The sequence below is a fragment of the Methylorubrum aminovorans genome (assembly GCF_022179725.1).
Lineage (GTDB): Bacteria > Pseudomonadota > Alphaproteobacteria > Rhizobiales > Beijerinckiaceae > Methylobacterium > Methylobacterium aminovorans.
Genome location: NZ_BPRC01000003.1, coordinates 110,370 through 128,935 on the forward strand (window position 1 = coordinate 110,370; position 18,566 = coordinate 128,935).

Sequence of the window (18,566 nt, forward strand, 5' to 3'; positions counted from 1 at the left end):
GCCCTCCGCGGCAGAGCGGAGGAGTCCGTCGGCGCAGGCACGGGAAAGCGGGCCGGCGTCGTCGGGAGGGAACATGTCGTCGTTGAAGCGCAAGCCGCTGGTGGTCGTCACCCGGCGCCTGCCGGACGCGGTCGAAACGCGCATGCGCGAATTGTTCGACACGCGCCTCAACCACGATGACGCGCCGCTGTCGCAGGAGGCGCTTGCCGCCGCGATCCGCGAGGCGGACGTGCTGGTCCCGACGGTGACCGACGAGATCGGGGCCGGGCTGCTGGCGCAAGCCGGGCCGAACCTGCGGCTGATCGCCAATTTCGGCAACGGCGTCGATCACATCGACGTTGCCGCGGCGCTGGAGCGGGGCATCACGGTCACCAACACGCCGGGCGTGCTGACCGAGGACACCGCCGACATGACCATGGCGCTGATCCTGGCGGTGGCCCGCCGGATCGCCGAGGGCGCGCGCATCATTCCCGACGACGACTGGACGACGGGCTGGTCCCCGACCTGGATGCTCGGCCGGCGCATCACCGGCAAGCGCCTCGGCATCGTCGGCATGGGCCGCATCGGCCAGGCCCTGGCTCGCCGGGCCAAGGCTTTCGGCCTGTCGATCCACTATCACAACCGTCGCCGGGTGCCCGCGCATATCGAGGAATCGCTCGACGCGACCTATTGGGAATCGCTGGATCAGATGCTGGCGCGGGTGGACATCGTGTCGGTCAACTGCCCGCACACGCCCGCGACCTATCACCTGCTCTCGGCTCGCCGCCTCAAGCTGCTCAAGCCCGAGGCGATCGTCGTCAACACCGCCCGCGGCGAGGTGATCGATGAAAACGCATTGGCGCGCCTGATCGAGGGCGGTGAGATTTCGGCGGCCGGCCTCGACGTGTTCGAGCAGGAGCCGGCGGTGAGCCCGCGCCTCGTACGCCTCGCCCGCACCGGCAAGGTGGTGCTGCTGCCGCATATGGGCTCGGCGACGCACGAGAGCCGCACCGACATGGGCGAGAAGGTCATCATCAACATCAAGACCTTCATGGACGGCCACCGCCCGCCGGACCGAATCCTGCCGAGCATGCTCTGAGAGCAAGCGAAAGCTGGTCGCCGGCCCTCGGGCCGGTTGCCCGTCCTATCCGCGGACGGCGTGCGGTCGCGCTCAGCCCAGCATCGACGGCACGCGGTCGGCGCGGATGGCCGCGTGGGCCCGCGCCGAATCGACATCCATCTGCGCGATCAGCGCCTCGGCGCTCGAAAACTTCTCCTCGCCGCGCAGATAGGCCAGCAGCTCGACCGCGACCTCCTGACCGTAGAGGTCGCCTGTGAAATCGAACAGGTGCACTTCGAGGAGCGGCGCCCCGTCGTCGAAAGTCGGGCGGCGGCCGTAGCTCGCCACGCCGTCATAGAGGCGGCCGTCGGCGAGGCGCACCCGCACCGCGTAGATGCCGTGGGCGAGCCCGCAGGAGTCGAGGGCGAGGTTGGCGGTCGGATAGCCCAGCGTGCGTCCGCGCTTGTCGCCGTGGCGCACCTGCGCCAGCACGAACCAGCGATAGCCGAGGAGGTCGTTGGCGCGCGCCACATCGCCGGAGGCGAGGGCCGCACGAATCGCGCTCGACGAGATCGGCGCATCGCCGGGTTCGGCCGAGACCGCCGGAACGATGCGGCAGGATAGGCCGGCCTCGGCGCAGAGTTCGGCGAGAATGCCCGGCGAGCCCTCGCGGCCGCGGCCGAAATGGAAGTCGTGGCCGATCACCACGCCGGACAGGCCGAGCTCGTCGCGAAGCCAGCCCTGCACGAAGTCGCGCGCGCCGGTCCCGGCGAGCCGCGCATCGAAGCGACGGACGATCAACCCATCGAGCCCGAGCCGCGAGAACACGATCTCCTTCGCTCGCGGGCCGGTGAGCCGAAACATCGGCTGGTCCGGTGCGAAGAAGGCGCGCGGATGCGGCTCGAAGGTCAGCACGACCGCGGGGCGCGATCCGGCCTCGTCACGCACGGCATCGATCAGCGTCCTGTGGCCGCGATGCACGCCGTCGAAATTTCCGAGCGCGGCGACGGCATCCTTCAGGGCCGGGGGCACCGGATCGTCCTCACGGCAGACCGTGAAAGGCTTCGGGGAGGTAGGGAGGCCGGTCCCGGTGGGCAGCACGGCGTTCTCGTCGCCTGAGGGCATCGGCTCCTGCGATTGGATGTCTCTGTCGGGGCTCAAGGATATGTCGAGAAGAGACTCTCGACGGAGCGTGCCGATTTGGCCGGGATCGTTCGTCCCACTCCGCGGGGCCGGAGACTTGGCGAAATCAGTCTCCCCGGTCAAGCGAATCGGGCGGTGGGCCGATTAACCGCTTCGCAATCCGAGCGGCCTATTGTTCGTCGGACGGAAGGCAGCACCGCTCGCATACGTCGATGCGACGTTGATCGCTCGAGAGGGCCGCGCGCCGCCAGTAACGATCAGGGACACACGGAGCACACGTCATATGGCCCTCGACCTCAGCATGCCTATCCTGGTGGTCGATGACTACCAGACCATGGTGCGCATCATCCGCAACCTTCTCAAGCAGCTCGGCTTCGAGGATGTGGATGACGCCTCCGACGGTACCGCCGCCCTCGCGCGCCTGAAGGGCCGCAAGTACGGCCTTGTCATCTCCGACTGGAACATGGAGCCGATGACCGGCTACGAGCTTCTGCGCCATGTCCGCGCCGATGAGGGCCTGCGTACCACGCCGTTCATCATGGTCACCGCCGAGTCGAAGACCGAAAACGTCATCGCCGCCAAGAAGGCCGGCGTGAACAACTACATCGTCAAGCCGTTCAACGCCGCGACGCTGAAGTCGAAGATCGAGGCGGTCTGCGGCGCCTGATCGTCCGAGCCGTCGCCGATGTCTCCCTTCGCGGGGAAGCGCCGACCGGCGGAACGGAGTGACACAACGACGTGGTGCGCGCCGACCCTTGACGCTTTGCCGCCGGGGCCGGCCGCCGGAGGAGCGGCCGCCCGCGCGAGCGGCCGACTTCGAGCGGGTCGAAACCAGATCGTCGCGAGAAATCGCTTTAGAGATCGACCATGGGAATGACGTTCACGGCACGCGACGGCCGGTCGCAGACTTCGAACCCCTCGGCGATGGTGAAAGAACTTCTCGACATTGCCGATTATATCGCCAGCTTGCGGGACGCGATCGCGCTCCTGCGGGCCAATGAGCTGACGCGCGATCGTCTGCCCATGGTCCACGAGGAGCTGAGCGAGGTGGTGGCGGCGACCGCCGGCGCGACCAATTCGATCATGAACACCGCCGAAGCCATCCTCGCGCTGCCCGAGGGTAAGGGCTACCGTGATGCGGTCGAGGCGAAGATCTACGACATCTTCGAGGCCTGCACCTTCCAGGACATCACCGGCCAGCGCATCGCCAAGGTGGCGGAGGCGATGAGCCAGCTCGAGGGCCGGCTCGCCCGCTTCACCGCCGCCGTGAAGGCGCGCGATGCCGCCGGCATCGACGAGACGGAAGCCGACCGCCGCAAGCGCAATGAATCGCTGCTGCTGAACGGTCCGCAGATGGGTGGTCCGGCAACGGCGCAGGACGCGATCGACGCGCTGTTCGCCTGAACCGGTCCGTCTTTGGGGATAGCGTGGATCGGCGCCTTCCGGCGACGTCTGAATTCGGACGCCCGGCCGGCACCCAAATCAGCTTGCGCTTACGGCCAAGCTGCCTTGATCCGACCATCTCGCCTACGAAAAGCTGTCAAGGTCATCCCCGAAGAAGGACGCGGAATCCGCACTCGGGATTCTGCAGGGGCTGGACCATGGCGAACTTCGATCTGCGGCCGGATCGCGCATCCGGTGACGCCCTCGACCGCGCCCGCGCACAGGGGCAGTTGCATCACTCCATCGCGACGACGCTGCTCGTTATCGCCGCCGCCCGCGCCGAACGCGCGGCGCCGCCGGTCTCCGCCGCGCGCCGGCGCCTCGCTCAGGTCTACGGCGCCACGCGCCTGCGCAAGCGCTTGGAACGCGAGGCGCAGGCCTGACGTCCTCTCCGAGGCCGTGACGCCGCGATCACCCGGCCCGACGCAGGAAGTCCCGGAACGGCCGGCGCTGCGGCGGCGGACTCGGTGGCGGGTCCGGGGAGGGGGGTAGCGGAGGCGGTGCCGCATCGGGCGAGGCCGCGAGCACCTCGGCGCGCACGGCGCGGGGTGCGGCGAAGACGCTGCCCTGCGCCAGCGGCACGTCGAGATCGATGAGGTCCGGCACCTCCGTCTCGGTCTCCACGCCGGTGGCGACGAGGCGGATCCCGACGCGGGACAGGGACGCCACCAGATCCTCCAGCGCGATCTCGGGCATCGCCGCCCGGTCGAGTGGGCGCAGCAGAAGCGCTGCGGCGACCTTGACCTGGGCGATGCCGCGCTCGGCCAGGGCGTTCGGATCGAAGCGCAGATCGATCGGGCGATCCATCACGAAACCGATCCGTCCTCGCAGGCCCGCCAGCAGGGCCGCCTGCTCGGCATCGAGGCTGCGCCAGCTCGCCTGCGGCAGAGCGATGACGACCCGGCCCGCGAGTTCCGGCCCCTCGGCGACGAGGCGGCCGAGGGAGCGCAGGAAGCCCGGCTCGAACAGGGAGTGCGGCGTCAGGCTGTAGCTGACCGAGGCGGGACTGCCGCGTCCCTGGAGGTGGCGCGCAATGGTGGCGACGCGCTGGAGCATACGCCGGTCCAGTGCCGTGGTGCGGCCGTGCCGCTCGAGCACCGGCAGGAAGGTTTCCGGTGCAAAGACGGCGTCGCCGACCTTGAGCCGCGCCAGCGCCTCGTATGCGACGACCTTGCGCTGCGGCAGAGTGACGACCGGCTGCAGGTAGACCTCCAGCCCCTCGCCGTCGAAGGCCTCGATCAGGGGTACCTCGTCCCCGGCCGTCGCAAACGGATCGGAGGGACGCGCCGGGGGAGGGGTCGTCCGGGGGACGAGCCGCATCGGCGGCGCCACCGGTTCGGGGTCGGGCAGGATGGTCGCGGCGGGCGCCGGACGCGGTTGGATCGTCTCCGCAGTGCGGGAAGGCGGCTCGGGCGGCTGCGCCTTCAGGCGAGCGATGTCGCTGTCCTGCGCCGAGACCACCGCCGCGAGTTCCCGAACGATCCCGCTGAGGATGCCGATCTCGGCCGTCACCTCTTCGATGCCGGAGACGAGCCGCGCATCGAGGGCCTTGAGCGCCTCGTCGCTTGCCGGGCCCGAGGGTTCGGGTGCCGACCCGCCCTGCATCCGAGCCTGAACCAGAGCCGCCGCGACGGCTTCGAGCTTCACGAGGCGCTGGGAGAGAATGCCGATCTCCTTCGAGACGACCTCCTGCGCGGTAGAGAGGGCGGAGAGACGCCGCCACAGCAGGGCGCCGCCGACGATGGCGAGGCCGGACACGGCAGCCACCGCCGCGAGCGGCACGAGCAACGCCAGCGGAACGAGGATCAGGACGCCGATGAGGCCGAGGATCCAGGGGGTGCCGCGCGTGCGGATCGTACGGGGTTTCGGTGTTTTCACCGTCGATCGACGCGCTTCTGTCTGGCGGCCACGGCCGGGCTTCTCTTTCACGATGCGGAGCGAAGGCCCGCGGGACGTGTGGCTGAAACGCGCCGGCTGGCGTGAGATGACGCGTCCGGTTCGTCGTAACCCTAATGTCGCCGAGGCCGCTCCTCGCCGCAAGGCGACACGCCGCCTTCTCCCGTCCATTCGGGGTGCCGAAGACTGTCCGCTTGCCGAGCGCGCTCCCGAAGCCACATGTGCGAGGGCCGAGAGGCGGCCCGAGAGCAGGCAGGAGTGGCTGGCGATGGATCAGAGCCCGATCGAGCTGACGATGCGCGTGGACGGCATGACCTGTGAGGGCTGCGCCGAGGCCGTGCGCCGCACCATCCGCCGCCTCGATCCGCAGGCGGAGGTCGCGGTTGATGTCGGCCTCGGCCGGGTAACGGCGACGACCGTCGCGCAAAGCCTCGACGTGGCACAGGCGCTGACCAAGGCGGGCTATACCGCCACCGCGATGACGGGCTGAGGCCGTAGCGAAATTTGCCCGTCCTCTGAAGAAACTTAACGGTCCGGGTCAAAAAAATCCGAGACGCTTTTCTTCGCCGTTTCGCTCACACTGCGGCAATCTATTTATCGTGGCCGTTTCGTCCGCTACCACGGAGACACGTGGGCTGACCGCGCGCCGGGCGGCGGCTCGGCACGCCGCGAGCCCAGGTCACAAGAAAAGACGGTGAGAGAAATGCCCTCAGATATCGAGATCGCCCGCGCGGCGACGCTGAAGCCCATCGCCCAGGTCGCCGAGAAAATCGGCGTGCCGGATGAGGCGCTGCACAATTACGGCAAGCACATTGCCAAGATCGATCACGGTTTCATCAAGTCGCTGGAAGGCCGGCCCGAGGGCAAGCTGGTGCTCGTCACCGCGATCTCGCCGACGCCCGCGGGCGAGGGCAAGACTACGACGACGGTCGGCCTCGGCGACGCGCTCAACCGCATCGGAAAGCGGGCGGTGATGTGTCTGCGCGAGCCCTCGCTCGGCCCCTGCTTCGGCATGAAGGGCGGTGCAGCCGGCGGCGGCAAGGCTCAGGTCGTGCCGATGGAGCAGATCAACCTGCACTTCACCGGCGACTTCCACGCCATCACCTCGGCGCACTCGCTCGCCGCCGCCCTGATCGACAACCACGTCTACTGGGCGAACGAGCTCAACATCGACGTGCGCCGCATCCACTGGCGCCGCGTGGTCGACATGAACGACCGGGCGCTGCGCGCCATCAACCAGTCGCTCGGCGGCGTCGCCAACGGCTTTCCGCGCGAGGATGGGTTCGACATCACCGTGGCCTCCGAGGTCATGGCGGTGTTCTGCCTCGCGCGTGATCTGGCCGATCTCGAGGAGCGCCTCGGTCGCATCGTCATCGCCGAGACCCGCGATCGCAAGCCGGTGACGCTCGCCGACGTGAAGGCCACCGGCGCCATGACCGTGCTCCTCAAGGATGCGCTTCAGCCGAACCTCGTGCAGACGCTCGAGGGCAACCCGGCCCTGATCCATGGCGGTCCGTTCGCCAACATCGCGCATGGCTGCAACTCGGTCATTGCCACCCAGACCGGTCTGCGGCTGGCGGATTACGTCGTGACCGAAGCGGGCTTCGGCGCCGATCTCGGTGCGGAGAAGTTCATCGACATCAAGTGCCGCCAGACCGGCCTCAAGCCCTCGGCGGTGGTGATCGTCGCGACCGTCCGTGCGCTGAAGATGCATGGCGGCGTCAACAAGAAGGATCTCCAGGGTGAGAACCTCGACGCGCTGGAGAAGGGTTTCGCCAACCTCGAACGCCATGTGAAGAACGTGCGCAGTTTCGGCCTGCCGGTGGTGGTCGGCGTGAACCACTTCTTCCAGGACACGGATGCCGAGCACGCTAAGTTGAAGGAACTCTGCCGCGACCGGCTTCAGGTCGAGGCGATCACCTGCAAGCACTGGGCGGAGGGCGGCGCCGGTGCCGAGGCGCTGGCGCAGGCCGTGGTGAAGCTCGCCGAGGGTGAGCAGAAGCCGCTGACCTTCGCCTACGAGACGGAGACGAAGCTTACCGACAAGATCAAGGCGATCGCGACCAAGCTCTACGGAGCGGCCGATATCCAGATCGAGTCGAAGGCGGCGACCAAGCTCGCCGGCTTCGAGAAGGATGGCTACGGCGGGCTGCCGATCTGCATGGCCAAGACGCAGTACTCGTTCTCGACCGACCCTACCCTGATGGGCGCGCCCTCGGGCCACCTCGTCTCGGTGCGCGACGTGCGCCTCTCGGCGGGCGCCGGCTTCGTCGTGGTGATCTGCGGTGAGATCATGACCATGCCCGGCCTGCCCAAGGTGCCGGCGGCGGACAACATCCGTCTGGATGCCAACGGGCAGATCGACGGTCTGTTCTAGGCTGCCGCTGAACCCTCTCCCTTTCGCGGGAGAGGGTGTCCCCGAAGGGGGCGGGGAAGGGGAGCGACCTTTCCCGAAGAACCTCAGCCAACCCCTCCCCCCAGCGGGGGAGGGGTTTTTGCTTGTACGCTACGCCGCCAGTCCGCGCTTCTTCAGCAGCGGCTCGATGCTCGGCAGCCGTCCGCGGAACGCCGTATAGGCCTCTCGCGGATCACGCAGATTGCCGGCGCCGTAGATCGTCCGGCGCAGGCGTTGCGCCGTCTCCGGGTGGAAGATGTCCCCGGCCTCGCGAAACGCGTCGAAGGCGTCGGCGTCCAGCACCTCGGACCAGAGATAGCTGTAATAGCCGGCCGCATAACCGTCGCCGGAGAAGATGTGCGCGAAGTGCGGCGCGCGGTGCCGCGCCGTGATCTCCGCCGGCATGGCGATGCGGCGCAGCGCATCCGTCTCGAAGGCGACGACGTCGAGCCCGTCCTCGCCGGCAGCGGAGAGATGGAGCGTCATGTCGACGATGGCCGAGGCCGCGTACTCGACCGTGGCGAAGCCCTGATTGAAGGTCGCCGCCGCCAGCAGGCGTCCCAGCAGCGCGTCGGGCATCGGCTCGCCGGTCTGTACGTGGCGGGCATGGGCGCGGAGCACCTCCGGCTGCTGCAGCCAGTGCTCGTAGAGCTGCGAGGGCAGTTCCACGAAGTCGCGCGACACCGCGGTGCCGGACAGGAGCGGATAGGTCACGTCCGAGAGAAGGCCGTGCAGGCCGTGGCCGAATTCGTGGAACAGCGTACGGGCATCGTCGAAGGAGAGCAGTGTCGGCTCCCCCCGCGGAGCGCGGGCGAAGTTCATCACGTTGACGATGATCGGCTTGATGTCCCCGTTGAGCCGCTCCTGCGAACGGAAGGCGCTCATCCAGGCGCCCGAGCGCTTCGAGGGCCGGGCGAAGTAATCGCCGAGGAATAGCCCCACCTCCGACCCGTCGGCATCGCGCACGAGCCAAGTGCGCACGTCCGGGTGATAGCGCGGCACGTCGCGCAACTCCTCGAAGCTCAGCCCGAACAGCCGCGAGGCGGTGTCGAAGGCCGCCCGGATCATGCCGTCCAGCGGCAGGTACGGCTTGATCTCGGACTCATCGAGGTCGTGTTCGGCGCGCCGCAGTTTCTCGGAGTAGTGGCGCCAATCATGCGCTTCGAGGGCGAAGTCGTGCCCCTCCGCCCGCACCAGGCCCTGAAGTTCTTCACGCTCGGCCGCCGCCCGTTGCAGCGCCGGCTTCCACACGTTGCGCAGGAGATCCATCGCCGCATCCGGCGAGCCGGCCATGGTGTCGTCGAGCTTGAGATGGGCGAAGCTGTCGAAGCCGAGCAGACGTGCCCGCTCGGCGCGCAGCTGCACAATCTCGGCGATGATGGCGCGGTTGTCGGTCGTGCCGCCGGTCTCGCCGCGCCGGGTCCAGGCCGCGTAGGCGAGCGCGCGCAGATCGCGGCGGGTGGAGAAGACGAGGAACGGCTCGATCAGCGAGCGCGACAGGGTGATCACATGGCTGTGCTGGGAGCTCCGCTCCTTGGCGGCTTCCGCGGCGGCATCGCGCAGGAAGGGCGGGAGGCCGGCAAGGTCATCGGCGCCGTCGAGCGGCAGGAGGAAGTCGCGCTCGTCGGCGAGCACGTTCTGGGCGAACTGCGTGCCGAGTTCGGCCAGCCGGATCGCGATCTCGGCGATGCGAGCCTTCGACTCCGGGGCGAGGCCGGCGCCGGCCCGGCGGAAGCGGCTGAGGTAGCGCTCGAGCACGCGGCGCTCCTCCGCGCCCAGACCCTCGGCATCGGCGTCGATCGCCGAGAGGCGGTCCCAGAGCTGCGGGTTCAGGGTGATGGCGCTCGAATGCCGGGCGAGCTGTGGGGCGACGGCCCGTTCGATCGCCTGCAGCTCCGGGCTGGTGTTGCTGCCCGTGAGATTGAAGAACACGTTGGCCACCCGGTCGAGGGCCGCGCCCGCCCGCTCCATCGCCGCGACGGTGTTGTCGAAGGTCGGCGCCGCCTCGTTTCCGGCGATGGCCGCGATCTCGGCGTCATGCGCCTTCAACGCGCGCGCGAAGGCCGGCACGTAATGCTCGGGCCGGATCGCCTCGAAATCCGGCAGGCCGAAGGGTGTCGCCCATTCCGAGGCGTCGAACGGGTTCGCTGCCGCGGTGGCGCTGCCGGGCTCCTGCCTCTCGGTCAGATCGCGTGCGGTGTCGGCGGTCATGGACAAGAACCTTCGAGAAAACTTCGTGCGGCGATGCGCTGAACATAGGTTTGTGGGCCGACCGGCGCAAAGCCATCGCGGCCGATCCGGGCTTGCGGCAGGATTTCGTCGAGCGTGGCGGCGGTGTCCTTGCCGTGCATGGCCCGGCGGCGGATGAGAGATCGGGATGCGCTGTCGGTCGAGCGGGACATACGCGGCATGAAGTCTTTCACCGTCGCCTGCCTGCTGGCCGCCGGCCTCCTCCTGCCGCCGGGCGCGGCATGGTCCGATCCGGCCAAACCACCGGCGACGGTGCCGCTGCCGCCGCCCCAGCCACCCGCGCGGCCGGAGGGCCTCCTGCCGCCCGAGCCGCAGGTCACGCCGCTGCCGCCCGAGCGCCCGGCCGAACTCGCCACCGGAGCGGGCAAGGAGATCGGCAAAGAAATCGGCAAAGAGACCGAAAAGAAGACGGAGGAGCCGCAACCCGATACGTCCTCGAAGGCCAAGGAGCCTCCGAAGGACGGGGCTGTCGCACTCCCCGCGCCACCGCTACCGCCGGAGCGGCCGCCGGAACTGTCGGGTGAGCAGGCGCTGGCCCTCACGGTGTCGGCACCCGAGGACACCGCCTGCCTGCGTCGGCTGGAGCGGCTCGGCGCCCGTTTCGAGGCTATGGCGCCGCTGAGGAACGGCCAGTGCAGCGCGCCGCGCCCGTTGAACGTCACCGCGCTCGCCGACGGCGTCACACTGGAGCCGGCCGCGTCCCTGACCTGTCGGGCGGCGGAGGCGCTGGCGCGCTGGACGACAGAGGTACAGGTCGCCGCGGAGAAGCAGTTCGGCGATCAACTGAAGAGCCTCGCCCTCGGCGGAACCTATGTCTGTCGCGGGCAGAACCACGACACCGACGCCAAGCTCAGCGAGCACAGCTTCGCCAACGCCATCGACGTGATGGGCTACGGTTTCGCCAAGCGCCCGAGCCTCAAGGTGACGGCGGCGACGGAGGGCACGCCCGAGGCGGCCTTCCTGGCCTCGGTGCGGACGGGCGCCTGCGGCTTCTTCCGCACGGTGCTCGGTCCGGGCAGCGATGCGGCGCATGGCAACCACCTGCATCTCGACCTGCGCGAGCGCAACGCTGGCCACCGGCTTTGCCAGTAGGCAGCGTCCTCGAACGAATTTTCGGACAAGCGCCATTCGCCGCGGGAACGCCGAGGCTTGGCTATCGCTTCCTTCCCGTCATGATTTGAGGAGCGCGGGCAGGCGATGGGACGGGCGTGGATGCGGGGAGCGCTGGCGGCGCTCGGCATGTGGTCGGTAGCCGCGCAGGCCGCCGGAACCGAGGCACCGGACCTGACCCGCGAGGCCATCGAGAACGCGACGTTCCGGGAGCGGCAGGACGGGGCGAAGCCGGACAAGGCCTCTAAATCGGCGAAGAAGCCGAAGGAGGCGGATAAGAAGCCCGACCCGCTTCTGGTGAAGGTGCAGGTGCTGCTCGACCGGGCCCGGTTCTCGCCCGGCGCCATCGACGGACGCGACGGCGAGAATCTGCGCGGCGCGCTCAAGGCCTTCGCGGCGGCGCAAGGGCTGCCCGAAGGCGACCGGCTCACCCGCGAGCTGTTCGAGCGTCTCCAGGCGACGGGCAAGGACCCGGTTGTGACGCAGTACACGATCACGGAGGAGGATGTGAAAGGCCCCTTCGTCGAGCGGATGCCGCCCAAGATGCAGGACCAGGCCGAGGTCGGGCCGATGCGCTACACCAACACCCGCGAGATGCTGGCCGAGCGCTTCCACATGCAGCGCGACCTGCTCTCCGCCCTCAACCCGAACGTGCCCTTCGACAAGGCGGGCGGAACCCTGATCGTCGCGGCGGTTCCGCCGCTCGGGGAGGGCAAGGTCGAGGGGGCGCCGGTGGCGCCCAAGGTCACCCGCATCGAGGTCGACAAGCGCACCAAGCGGGTGCGCGCCTTCGGAGAGGACGGGAAGCTGACGGCGGACTACCCCGCCTCCATCGGCAGTTCGGAGAAGCCGGCGCCGGACGGGTCGGCGAAGGTGAAGGCCGTCGCCTTCGATCCCTGGTACACCTACAATCCGAAATACCGCTTCGAGGGCGTGACGGCCAAGAAGAAGTTCTCGATCCATCCAGGCCCGAACAATCCCGTCGGCGTCGTCTGGATCGACCTCTCGATCCCCTCCTACGGCATCCATGGCACGCCGGACCCGGAGAAGGTCGGCAAGACCGAGTCGCACGGCTGTATCCGCCTGACGAACTGGGATGCACGCGACCTCGCGAGCCACACCGCGAGGGGCGCCAAGGTCGAATTCCTGGACAAGTAGGTTTGCTCAAGCGGCCTTCTGTTGTCGATCCGGTTGGATCCAACCGGCGATCGCGAGCAGCAGCCCGTCGCCGAGGAAGGCCAGGGCTGCGGTCGCGAGCGCACCCTGGAGCATCGCCGCGATGTTCTGGTTCTGGAGTCCGGCGACGATCGGCGTGCCGAGGGTCGAGGCCCCGGCGAGCGCGCCGACCGCGGTGACGGAAACGGCGAGGATCAGGGCCGTGCGCAGGGTCTCCACCAGACCTGGCGCAGCGAGCGGCAACTCGACATCGACGAGGACCTGTACCGGCGTGAGGCCGATGGCCCGCGCCGATTCCCGTGCCTCCCGGGAGACGGAGTCGAGGGCGCCGACCGTGCCACGCAGGGTCGGCATGATCCCGTAGGCGGTGAGCGCCAGCAGGGTGGGCGGTCCGCCGAAGCCGAGAACCGGCAGGGCCAGGGCCACCACGACCACCGGGGGCACCGCCTGGACAAAGGCGGCAAGGGTGTCGATGCTGCCGCGGAAAGCTGCGAACCGCGCCCGCGTGGCGATCAGGCCGAGCCCGACACCGAGAACGGTGACGATAGCGAGGCCGGTCGCGGCGAGCAGGAGGTGGTTCAGAGCGAGCTCCGCCAAGCGCCCGGTCGCAAGCGGTCGGTTCGCTCCTCCGACGCCGACAAGAGCGGCCACGCCCGGGTGGCTTGCGGCGGCGAGCGCGAGGCCGAGAACAAGCGGCCCGAGGCCCGGCGAGACGCGTCTCATCGCGGCCAATGACGGCGCAAGGCCGTCTCCAGGCCGCCGAGGGCCGCCTCCATGGCGAGCGAGAGCGCAATGATGGGGAGAGCGCCCAGCAGAATCAGATCCGGCGCGAACTGGGCCATGCCGTCGAACACGAGGGTGCCGAGGCCGCCCGCTCCGACCAGGGCGCCGAGCGTGGCGAGACCGAGCGCCTGGACCGCAGCGACCCGCAGCCCGCCGACGAGGAGCGGGGCGCCGAGCGGCAGGCGGATGCTCGCCAGGATCTGGTGGCTGGTGAGTCCAAGGGCGTCGGCCGCGGCGAGATGGGCCGGGCTCGCGGCGCGGCGCGCTGCCTGCTGGCCGCGCCAGAGCGGCAGCAGCAGGTAGGCGGCGATGCCGATCAGGGCGGGGAGGCCGCCCAGCGCCGAGACGCCGTAGGTACGCAAGACAGGCACGGCCGCGAGCAGCGCCGAGAGGGCGGCGACCAAGCCGCCGAGCAGGGCCACTGCTGGCACGACCTGGACGCCGCTGACGGCGAGTTCGACCGTTCCGCGCCCGCGCCGCCAGAGCGCGAGCCCGACGGTGAGGCCGGCCGCGAGCCCCAGCGCGCCCAGAGTGAGGACGAGGTGATCGCGCAGGGCCACGCCCAGCGTATCGGATCGCGCGCGCAGCTCGACGGCGAGCGAGAGCGCGTCGAGACGGTCCGTCATCCAGAGACAGGCCAGCAATCCCGCCGCACCGGCGGACGCCGTGAGGCCCGCGCCCGGCAGGCGCGCGCGCCGCGCGGCGAGGGTGAGCGCTGCGACCAGTACGACCATTCCGGCCCAGGCACCGGAGGCGAGCCGTGCCCGCGTTGCGAGGGACTTGCCGGCGGTCAACTCGGCGGCGCCGGCGCCGAGCCCGGCCATCAACAGCGCGAGGGCGCCGAGGCAGGCGAGTCCGGCTAGGCCAGCAGTGACCTTGCCGCGGCCCGTGGCGAGTAGACCGGGCCCGAGGGCGGCGAGTGCCAGACATGGCCAGAGCCAGGCGCCGAGAGCGTCGGCGGCCGCGACGGGACTCCCCGATACGAGCCGGTTCGGCGCGAGATGCAGCAAGGGCAGCAGCATCAACGCGGCCGGAAGCAGGGCTGCGGCAACGAGAGCGGCAAGCAGGCGGGGGATCACGGGTGGCTCGCCTCTCCGGCCAGCCACTCGCCCGACACCGCGGCAGCGGTGCGCCCTTCCACGGTGATCGCCGCGTTGAGCCGCCGCAGGGTGTCGGCGTCGAGGCGGGCGAAGACGTGATCGAGGGCGCTTCGGATTTCCGGGTGGCGTTCGAGCGTCGCGGCGCGGATCACCGGCGCCGGCTCGTAGACGATCTGCGCGCCCTTCGGATCGCTCATCACGGCGAGGTCGAGAGCCGCGAGTGCGCCGTCCGTACCATAGACCATGCCGGCATTGACCCCGCTGATGCCCTCGGCCGCGGCACGCGCCGTCACTGCCGTGTCGCCGCTGGGCAGACTGATGATGCGCGAGAGCGGCAAGGTGAAGCCGTAGGCGGCCTCGAAGGAGGGAAGGGCCGCGGGGCTTTCCACGAACTCGGTCGAAGCGGCGAGCCGGATCAGGTCAGCCCGCACGGCGCCCGCGAAGTCCAGCATGGTTGCGAGTCCGCGCTCGCGGGCCAAGCGGCCTTGTACCGCGACCAGCCACGTGTTGTTGGCCGGTGCCCGACGGAGCCATACGAGGCCCCGCGCGGCGTCGAGCCGCAGGGCGAGATCATAGGCGCTCTCCGACGACTTCCAGCCGGGATCGGTCTCGGTGCCCGTGAAGAAGGCGACGTTACCGGTATATTCGGGATAGAGATCGATCTCACCGGCGAGCAGTGCGGAGCGGACGATCAGCGTTGGGCCGAGCCCGAGGCGGCGCTCGACGGTGAAGCCCAACCGTTCCAGAACGGCGGAAATCAGGTTTCCGAGAAGGGCCCCTTCCGTGTCGCTCTTCGAGCCGATCACGATGGGGCGAGCGGGTTCGGCAGAACGGAACGTCGGGAGCATGGCCCCGGCCATCGCCGCGAGGATGCCGCGCCGACTCACGGTTGAACAGGCCTCGAGCCGGCTAACCGTTGTCGCTTCGCTACGACAATGCGTCAGAAATGTTTCACCGAATAACATCGCGGGCAACAGCATAGCACGGGCGAGGCTTTCCGGCGCTTGACACGCTCAGCTTTACGGGCGACGGCTCGGGGTACCGGGCAGCGTTTTCCGGGTGGGGCACTCGCTTTCGAAGTGTAACGAGGGCCTCCTCCGGAGCATTCAGAGCGCAGCCGGTCCGCCACAGACAGCGTTCCGGATCGGGAACGGATCGATAGGGAAGACGACCCGGCGTGAGTGTGGATTCGAACGAGGATCGTCTGTCCGGCGCGCGGGTGCTCGTCGTTGAGGACGAGGCGGCGATCTCGATGCTTCTCGAGGATATGCTGCTCGATTTCGGCTGCGAGATCGTCGGGCCGGCGGCCCGGCTCGCAACGGCCTTGGAGATGGCCCGCAACGAGAGCTTCACCGTCGCCATCCTCGACGTGAACGTGGCGGGTGAACCGATCTACCCGGTGGCCGAACTCATCGCAGAGCGCAACCTGCCCATCGTGTTCTCGACCGGTTACGGTGGAGCCGGCATCCGCGAGCCGTTCCGCGACCGGCCGGTGGTGCAGAAGCCGTTCAGTCAAGCCGATCTCAAGCGAACCCTCGCCGCGGCCATCGCCGGCGCCGAGGGCTGACGCGGCCTTACGCTTCACAAGCCTTCGATCTCGAACGCGTTCGGCAGGTGGCGCGGCCAGCGACGCGGTGCCACGAACACCGCATCCGCCCGCAGGGTCGTGTCCGCCGGCAACGGATGACGCCCGAGCCAAGCCCGCGCTGCCCGCGACAGGCGCGCCCGCTTGCGGGCGTCGATGGAGATGGCCGCGGCATCGAGCGTCGTGCGGGCCTTCACCTCGACGAAGGCCACCGTCCGTCCGCGTCGCACGATCAGGTCGATTTCCCCGCCTGAAGCTGCGAAGCGGCGGGCGAGCGGCCGGTAGCCCTTGAGCAGCAAGGCCAGCAGGGCCCAGGTCTCGGCGGAGAGACCGCGGCCATAGGTGGCGCGACGGCGCGCCTCCCGATCAGGCGGGGGTCTCATCGTCCGCCCGGCGGGCAAGCGCCAGGGCGCGGGCGTAGACGACGCGCTTGGGCTGGCCGGTCTCGTCGGAGACGAGCGCCGCCGCATCCTTGATCGAGTGGCGGGCAAGCGCCGCCTCGATCCGCGCATCGAGCCCGGTGTCGGTCTCCCGCGCCGCGGCGTCCTCGGGCGCGGCGCCGATCACCACCACGACCTCTCCCTTGGGCGGTCCTTCCTCGGCGAAGGTCGCGGCCAGACCGCCGAGGCTGTCGCGGCGGATTGTCTCGTAGAGCTTGGTCAATTCGCGCGCCACCGCTGCCGGCCGCTCGGACCCGAGGGTGGCGGCAGCGTCCGCCAGCATCTCGGGCAGGCGGTGCGGCGACTCGAACACCACCAGCGTGCCGGGGATGGCAGCGAGCGCCTCCAGCCGGTTGCGCCGGGCGCCCGACTTCTGCGGCAGGAACCCCTCGAAAAAGAACCGGTCGGTCGGCAGGCCGGCAGCGACGATGGCGGTCATGACCGCTGAAGGGCCGGGAATCGGCGTCACCGGGATGCCGGCGGCAATCGCCGCCTGAACCAGCTTGAAGCCGGGATCCGAGACCAGCGGCGTGCCGGCATCGGAGACCAGCGCCAGGGTCTCGCCGGTCTTGAGGCGCATCACCATCCGCTCGCGCACCGCCTCGTTCGAGTGCTCGTGATAGGACACGAGCGGCGTCGTGATCCCGTAATGCATCAGCAGGGTGCGGGTGACGCGGGTATCCTCGGCCAGCACCGCGTCGGCGGCGGCGAGGGTCGCCAGTGCGCGGAACGAGACGTCGCGCAGGTTGCCGATGGGCGTGGCCACCACGTAGAGCCCCGGCGACAGGGACTCCGCCTCGGCGGCGAGACCGAAGGCGGTGAAGGTGGCGGGGCCGCGGGGCTTTCCCTCGGGGCGCTTGTCGAGTCGCTGTGTCATCGCCGCGACAATGCCACGGCCGCGGGCCTTTGGAGACCGGGGAAAGGCGGGGCCTCACATTTACTTTTCACCGGCCCCTCCGCATCGTGACCCTGGATTGCGCTCGGGCAGGGGGATCGCGATGGCGCGACGCGGCGGACGGTGGGCGGTTCGCGCGGGAGCCGCGCTGCTCGGCCTCGGGCTCACCCTCGCGGGCTGCATCGGCGTTCCGGACGCGCCGCGGCCCGCCGCACAGGTGCCGGCGGGCGAAGCCAGCCCGGCGGCGACAGCCAGCAACGTCATCGGCACAGGCTCGGTGAAGGTCGCGCTGATTGTTCCGCTGAGTGGGCAAGGGGCGGCGGTCGGCACCGCCCTGCGCAACGCTGCAGAACTCGCCTACGAGGATTTCCAGAAGCCTAACCTTCAGATCCTCGTGAAGGACGACCGCGGCACGCCGGATGGCGCGCGCGAAGCCGCGCAGGCCGCCTTCGCCGAGGGCACCGAGATGGTGCTGGGCCCGCTCTTTGCCGGCAGCGTCCAGGCGGCGGGGAGCACGGCGCGCGCGGCGGGCAAGCCGGTCATCGCCTTCTCGACCGATGCGGCGGTGGCGGCTCGCGGCGTCTACCTCATCAGCTTCCTGCCGCAATCGGAGGTGGATCGCATCGTCGACGAGGCGATCGCGGGCGGGCGCCGCTCCTTCGCTGCCCTGATCCCTGAGACGACCTACGGCAACGCCGTCGAGGCGCAGTTTCGCGAGGCGGTCGCGCGGCGGAATGCGCGGCTCGTTGGCATCGAGCGCTATCCCGCCGGCAATCCCGGCGCCGCGGTGGAGCGGCTCCGCCGGGTGATCGCCGGCGGCGGCGCCCAGGCCGACGCGCTGTTCGTGCCCGACACCGCGGAAGGATTGCTGACCGTGGCGCCGGCACTCACGAAGGTCGGATTCTCACCGGCCCGCGTGCGCCCGTTGGGCCTCGCCCTGTGGAACGACCCGCGCGTCACCGCGCAGCCGGCCTTCCAGGGTGCCCGCTTCGCCGCGCCCGACATGGCGGGTTTTTCCAATTTCGCGCAGCGCTATCAGGCGCGGTTCGGAGCGGCACCGCCGCGCACCGCCTCGCTCGGCTACGATGCCGTCTCGCTCACCGTCGCGCTGGTGCGCCAATACGGCTCGCAGCGATTCGCCGATGCGACGCTGACCAATCCGGCGGGCTTCTCCGGCCTCGACGGCACCTTCCGCTTCTCGTCCGAGGGCGTCAGCGAGCGAACGCTGGCAGTCTACGAGATCCGCGACAATGCGGCGATCTTGGTGAGCCCGGCGCCGAAGGTGCTGGGGCCGTCTGGGATCTGACCAAC

Annotated in this window: 19 protein-coding genes; 10 read left to right on the plus strand and 9 right to left on the minus strand. The window is 69.7% G+C overall.

The window, feature by feature from the left end:
• Positions 1-73: 73 nt before the first annotated feature.
• Positions 74-1,078: a 2-hydroxyacid dehydrogenase gene (locus MFF24_RS06935; protein WP_108938554.1), complete on the plus strand. Its 1,005-nt coding sequence runs from the start codon at positions 74-76 to the stop codon at positions 1,076-1,078.
• Between the two features lie 72 nt (positions 1,079-1,150).
• On the opposite strand, the gene MFF24_RS06940 is transcribed toward MFF24_RS06935, so the two are convergent.
• Entirely contained in the window at positions 1,151-2,164 is a 1,014-nt protein-coding gene (locus MFF24_RS06940) for a bifunctional riboflavin kinase/FAD synthetase (RefSeq protein WP_238223482.1), read from the minus strand.
• Positions 2,165-2,465: 301 nt separating this feature from the next.
• Between MFF24_RS06940 and MFF24_RS06945 the strand changes: the two genes are divergently transcribed.
• The 3 genes from MFF24_RS06945 to MFF24_RS06955 all read left to right on the plus strand — a co-directional run bounded on the left by MFF24_RS06945 (position 2,466) and on the right by MFF24_RS06955 (position 4,008).
• Positions 2,466-2,849 (plus strand): response regulator, encoded by a 384-nt coding sequence (locus MFF24_RS06945; RefSeq protein WP_003604011.1) that lies wholly within the window; start codon positions 2,466-2,468, stop codon positions 2,847-2,849.
• Positions 2,850-3,049: 200 nt separating this feature from the next.
• A complete protein-coding gene (locus MFF24_RS06950; RefSeq protein WP_108938552.1) occupies positions 3,050-3,586 on the plus strand; it encodes a protein phosphatase CheZ in 537 nt (178 codons plus the stop codon).
• A gap of 197 nt (positions 3,587-3,783) precedes the next feature.
• A complete protein-coding gene (locus MFF24_RS06955) occupies positions 3,784-4,008 on the plus strand; it encodes a hypothetical protein (protein ID WP_108938551.1) in 225 nt (74 codons plus the stop codon).
• Positions 4,009-4,036: 28 nt separating this feature from the next.
• On the opposite strand, the gene MFF24_RS06960 is transcribed toward MFF24_RS06955, so the two are convergent.
• Positions 4,037-5,503 (minus strand): EAL domain-containing protein, encoded by a 1,467-nt coding sequence (locus MFF24_RS06960; RefSeq protein WP_238223484.1) that lies wholly within the window; start codon positions 5,501-5,503, stop codon positions 4,037-4,039.
• Between the two features lie 286 nt (positions 5,504-5,789).
• On the opposite strand from MFF24_RS06960, the gene MFF24_RS06965 reads away from it, so the two are divergent.
• Positions 5,790-6,011, plus strand: coding sequence for a heavy-metal-associated domain-containing protein (locus MFF24_RS06965; RefSeq protein ID WP_108938549.1), 222 nt, complete (start codon positions 5,790-5,792; stop codon positions 6,009-6,011).
• A gap of 213 nt (positions 6,012-6,224) precedes the next feature.
• Positions 6,225-7,898, plus strand: a complete 1,674-nt coding sequence (locus MFF24_RS06970; RefSeq protein ID WP_108938548.1) for a formate--tetrahydrofolate ligase — start codon at positions 6,225-6,227, stop codon at positions 7,896-7,898.
• Between the two features lie 129 nt (positions 7,899-8,027).
• On the opposite strand, the gene MFF24_RS06975 is transcribed toward MFF24_RS06970, so the two are convergent.
• Together MFF24_RS06975 and MFF24_RS06980 are read right to left on the minus strand one after the other, a co-directional pair.
• Positions 8,028-10,127, minus strand: coding sequence for a M3 family metallopeptidase (locus MFF24_RS06975; RefSeq protein ID WP_238223486.1), 2,100 nt, complete (start codon positions 10,125-10,127; stop codon positions 8,028-8,030).
• On the minus strand, positions 10,124-10,339 hold the full coding sequence (locus MFF24_RS06980; RefSeq protein WP_238223488.1) for a hypothetical protein: 216 nt from the start codon (positions 10,337-10,339) through the stop codon (positions 10,124-10,126). The genes MFF24_RS06975 and MFF24_RS06980 overlap by 4 nt, the downstream gene beginning before the upstream one ends.
• Between MFF24_RS06980 and MFF24_RS06985 the strand changes: the two genes are divergently transcribed.
• Both MFF24_RS06985 and MFF24_RS06990 read left to right on the plus strand, forming a co-directional pair.
• Positions 10,326-11,258, plus strand: coding sequence for an extensin-like domain-containing protein (locus MFF24_RS06985; RefSeq protein ID WP_238223490.1), 933 nt, complete (start codon positions 10,326-10,328; stop codon positions 11,256-11,258). The genes MFF24_RS06980 and MFF24_RS06985 overlap by 14 nt on opposite strands.
• Before the next feature lie 105 nt (positions 11,259-11,363).
• On the plus strand, positions 11,364-12,434 hold the full coding sequence (locus tag MFF24_RS06990) for a L,D-transpeptidase family protein (RefSeq protein WP_238223492.1): 1,071 nt from the start codon (positions 11,364-11,366) through the stop codon (positions 12,432-12,434).
• A gap of 6 nt (positions 12,435-12,440) precedes the next feature.
• Here MFF24_RS06990 and MFF24_RS06995 read toward each other — a convergent pair whose 3' ends face one another.
• From MFF24_RS06995 to MFF24_RS07005, 3 genes are read right to left on the minus strand one after another with little or no spacing between them, the layout of a single operon-like run.
• Complete coding sequence (locus tag MFF24_RS06995) at positions 12,441-13,175, minus strand: ABC transporter permease (RefSeq protein WP_238223494.1); 735 nt, start codon at positions 13,173-13,175, stop codon at positions 12,441-12,443.
• On the minus strand, positions 13,172-14,314 hold the full coding sequence (locus MFF24_RS07000) for an ABC transporter permease subunit (protein WP_238223495.1): 1,143 nt from the start codon (positions 14,312-14,314) through the stop codon (positions 13,172-13,174). Before MFF24_RS07000 ends, MFF24_RS06995 begins: the two co-directional genes overlap by 4 nt.
• The gene (locus MFF24_RS07005) at positions 14,311-15,222 is read right to left on the minus strand and encodes a glycine betaine ABC transporter substrate-binding protein (protein ID WP_238223496.1); all 912 of its coding nucleotides are present in this window, start codon (positions 15,220-15,222) and stop codon (positions 14,311-14,313) included. Before MFF24_RS07005 ends, MFF24_RS07000 begins: the two co-directional genes overlap by 4 nt.
• A gap of 290 nt (positions 15,223-15,512) precedes the next feature.
• Between MFF24_RS07005 and MFF24_RS07010 the strand changes: the two genes are divergently transcribed.
• Positions 15,513-15,902: a response regulator gene (locus MFF24_RS07010; RefSeq protein WP_108938542.1), complete on the plus strand. Its 390-nt coding sequence runs from the start codon at positions 15,513-15,515 to the stop codon at positions 15,900-15,902.
• Between the two features lie 14 nt (positions 15,903-15,916).
• On the opposite strand, the gene MFF24_RS07015 is transcribed toward MFF24_RS07010, so the two are convergent.
• Positions 15,917-16,303, minus strand: coding sequence for a YraN family protein (locus tag MFF24_RS07015; protein ID WP_238223498.1), 387 nt, complete (start codon positions 16,301-16,303; stop codon positions 15,917-15,919).
• Entirely contained in the window at positions 16,287-17,237 is a 951-nt protein-coding gene (gene rsmI / locus MFF24_RS07020) for a 16S rRNA (cytidine(1402)-2'-O)-methyltransferase (protein ID WP_238223500.1), read from the minus strand. The genes MFF24_RS07015 and rsmI overlap by 17 nt, the downstream gene beginning before the upstream one ends.
• Positions 17,238-17,358: 121 nt before the next feature.
• Here rsmI and MFF24_RS07025 point away from each other — a divergent pair, with 121 nt between their 5' ends.
• Complete coding sequence (locus tag MFF24_RS07025; RefSeq protein ID WP_238223501.1) at positions 17,359-18,561, plus strand: penicillin-binding protein activator; 1,203 nt, start codon at positions 17,359-17,361, stop codon at positions 18,559-18,561.
• Positions 18,562-18,566: the final 5 nt, after the last annotated feature.

Coding starts and splice junctions, on each gene's coding strand:
- MFF24_RS06950 (WP_108938552.1), top strand. CDS start 3,050: ATGGGAATGACGTTCACGGCACGCGACGGCCGGTCGCAGACTTCGAAC.
- MFF24_RS06985 (WP_238223490.1), top strand. CDS start 10,326: ATGAAGTCTTTCACCGTCGCCTGCCTGCTGGCCGCCGGCCTCCTCCTG.
- MFF24_RS06990 (WP_238223492.1), top strand. CDS start 11,364: ATGGGACGGGCGTGGATGCGGGGAGCGCTGGCGGCGCTCGGCATGTGG.
- MFF24_RS06965 (WP_108938549.1), top strand. CDS start 5,790: ATGGATCAGAGCCCGATCGAGCTGACGATGCGCGTGGACGGCATGACC.
- MFF24_RS06970 (WP_108938548.1), top strand. CDS start 6,225: ATGCCCTCAGATATCGAGATCGCCCGCGCGGCGACGCTGAAGCCCATC.
- MFF24_RS07025 (WP_238223501.1), top strand. CDS start 17,359: ATGGCGCGACGCGGCGGACGGTGGGCGGTTCGCGCGGGAGCCGCGCTG.
- rsmI (WP_238223500.1), bottom strand. CDS start 17,237: ATGACACAGCGACTCGACAAGCGCCCCGAGGGAAAGCCCCGCGGCCCC.
- MFF24_RS06995 (WP_238223494.1), bottom strand. CDS start 13,175: ATGAGACGCGTCTCGCCGGGCCTCGGGCCGCTTGTTCTCGGCCTCGCG.
- MFF24_RS06955 (WP_108938551.1), top strand. CDS start 3,784: ATGGCGAACTTCGATCTGCGGCCGGATCGCGCATCCGGTGACGCCCTC.
- MFF24_RS06945 (WP_003604011.1), top strand. CDS start 2,466: ATGGCCCTCGACCTCAGCATGCCTATCCTGGTGGTCGATGACTACCAG.
- MFF24_RS06940 (WP_238223482.1), bottom strand. CDS start 2,164: ATGCCCTCAGGCGACGAGAACGCCGTGCTGCCCACCGGGACCGGCCTC.
- MFF24_RS06935 (WP_108938554.1), top strand. CDS start 74: ATGTCGTCGTTGAAGCGCAAGCCGCTGGTGGTCGTCACCCGGCGCCTG.
- MFF24_RS07015 (WP_238223498.1), bottom strand. CDS start 16,303: ATGAGACCCCCGCCTGATCGGGAGGCGCGCCGTCGCGCCACCTATGGC.
- MFF24_RS06975 (WP_238223486.1), bottom strand. CDS start 10,127: ATGACCGCCGACACCGCACGCGATCTGACCGAGAGGCAGGAGCCCGGC.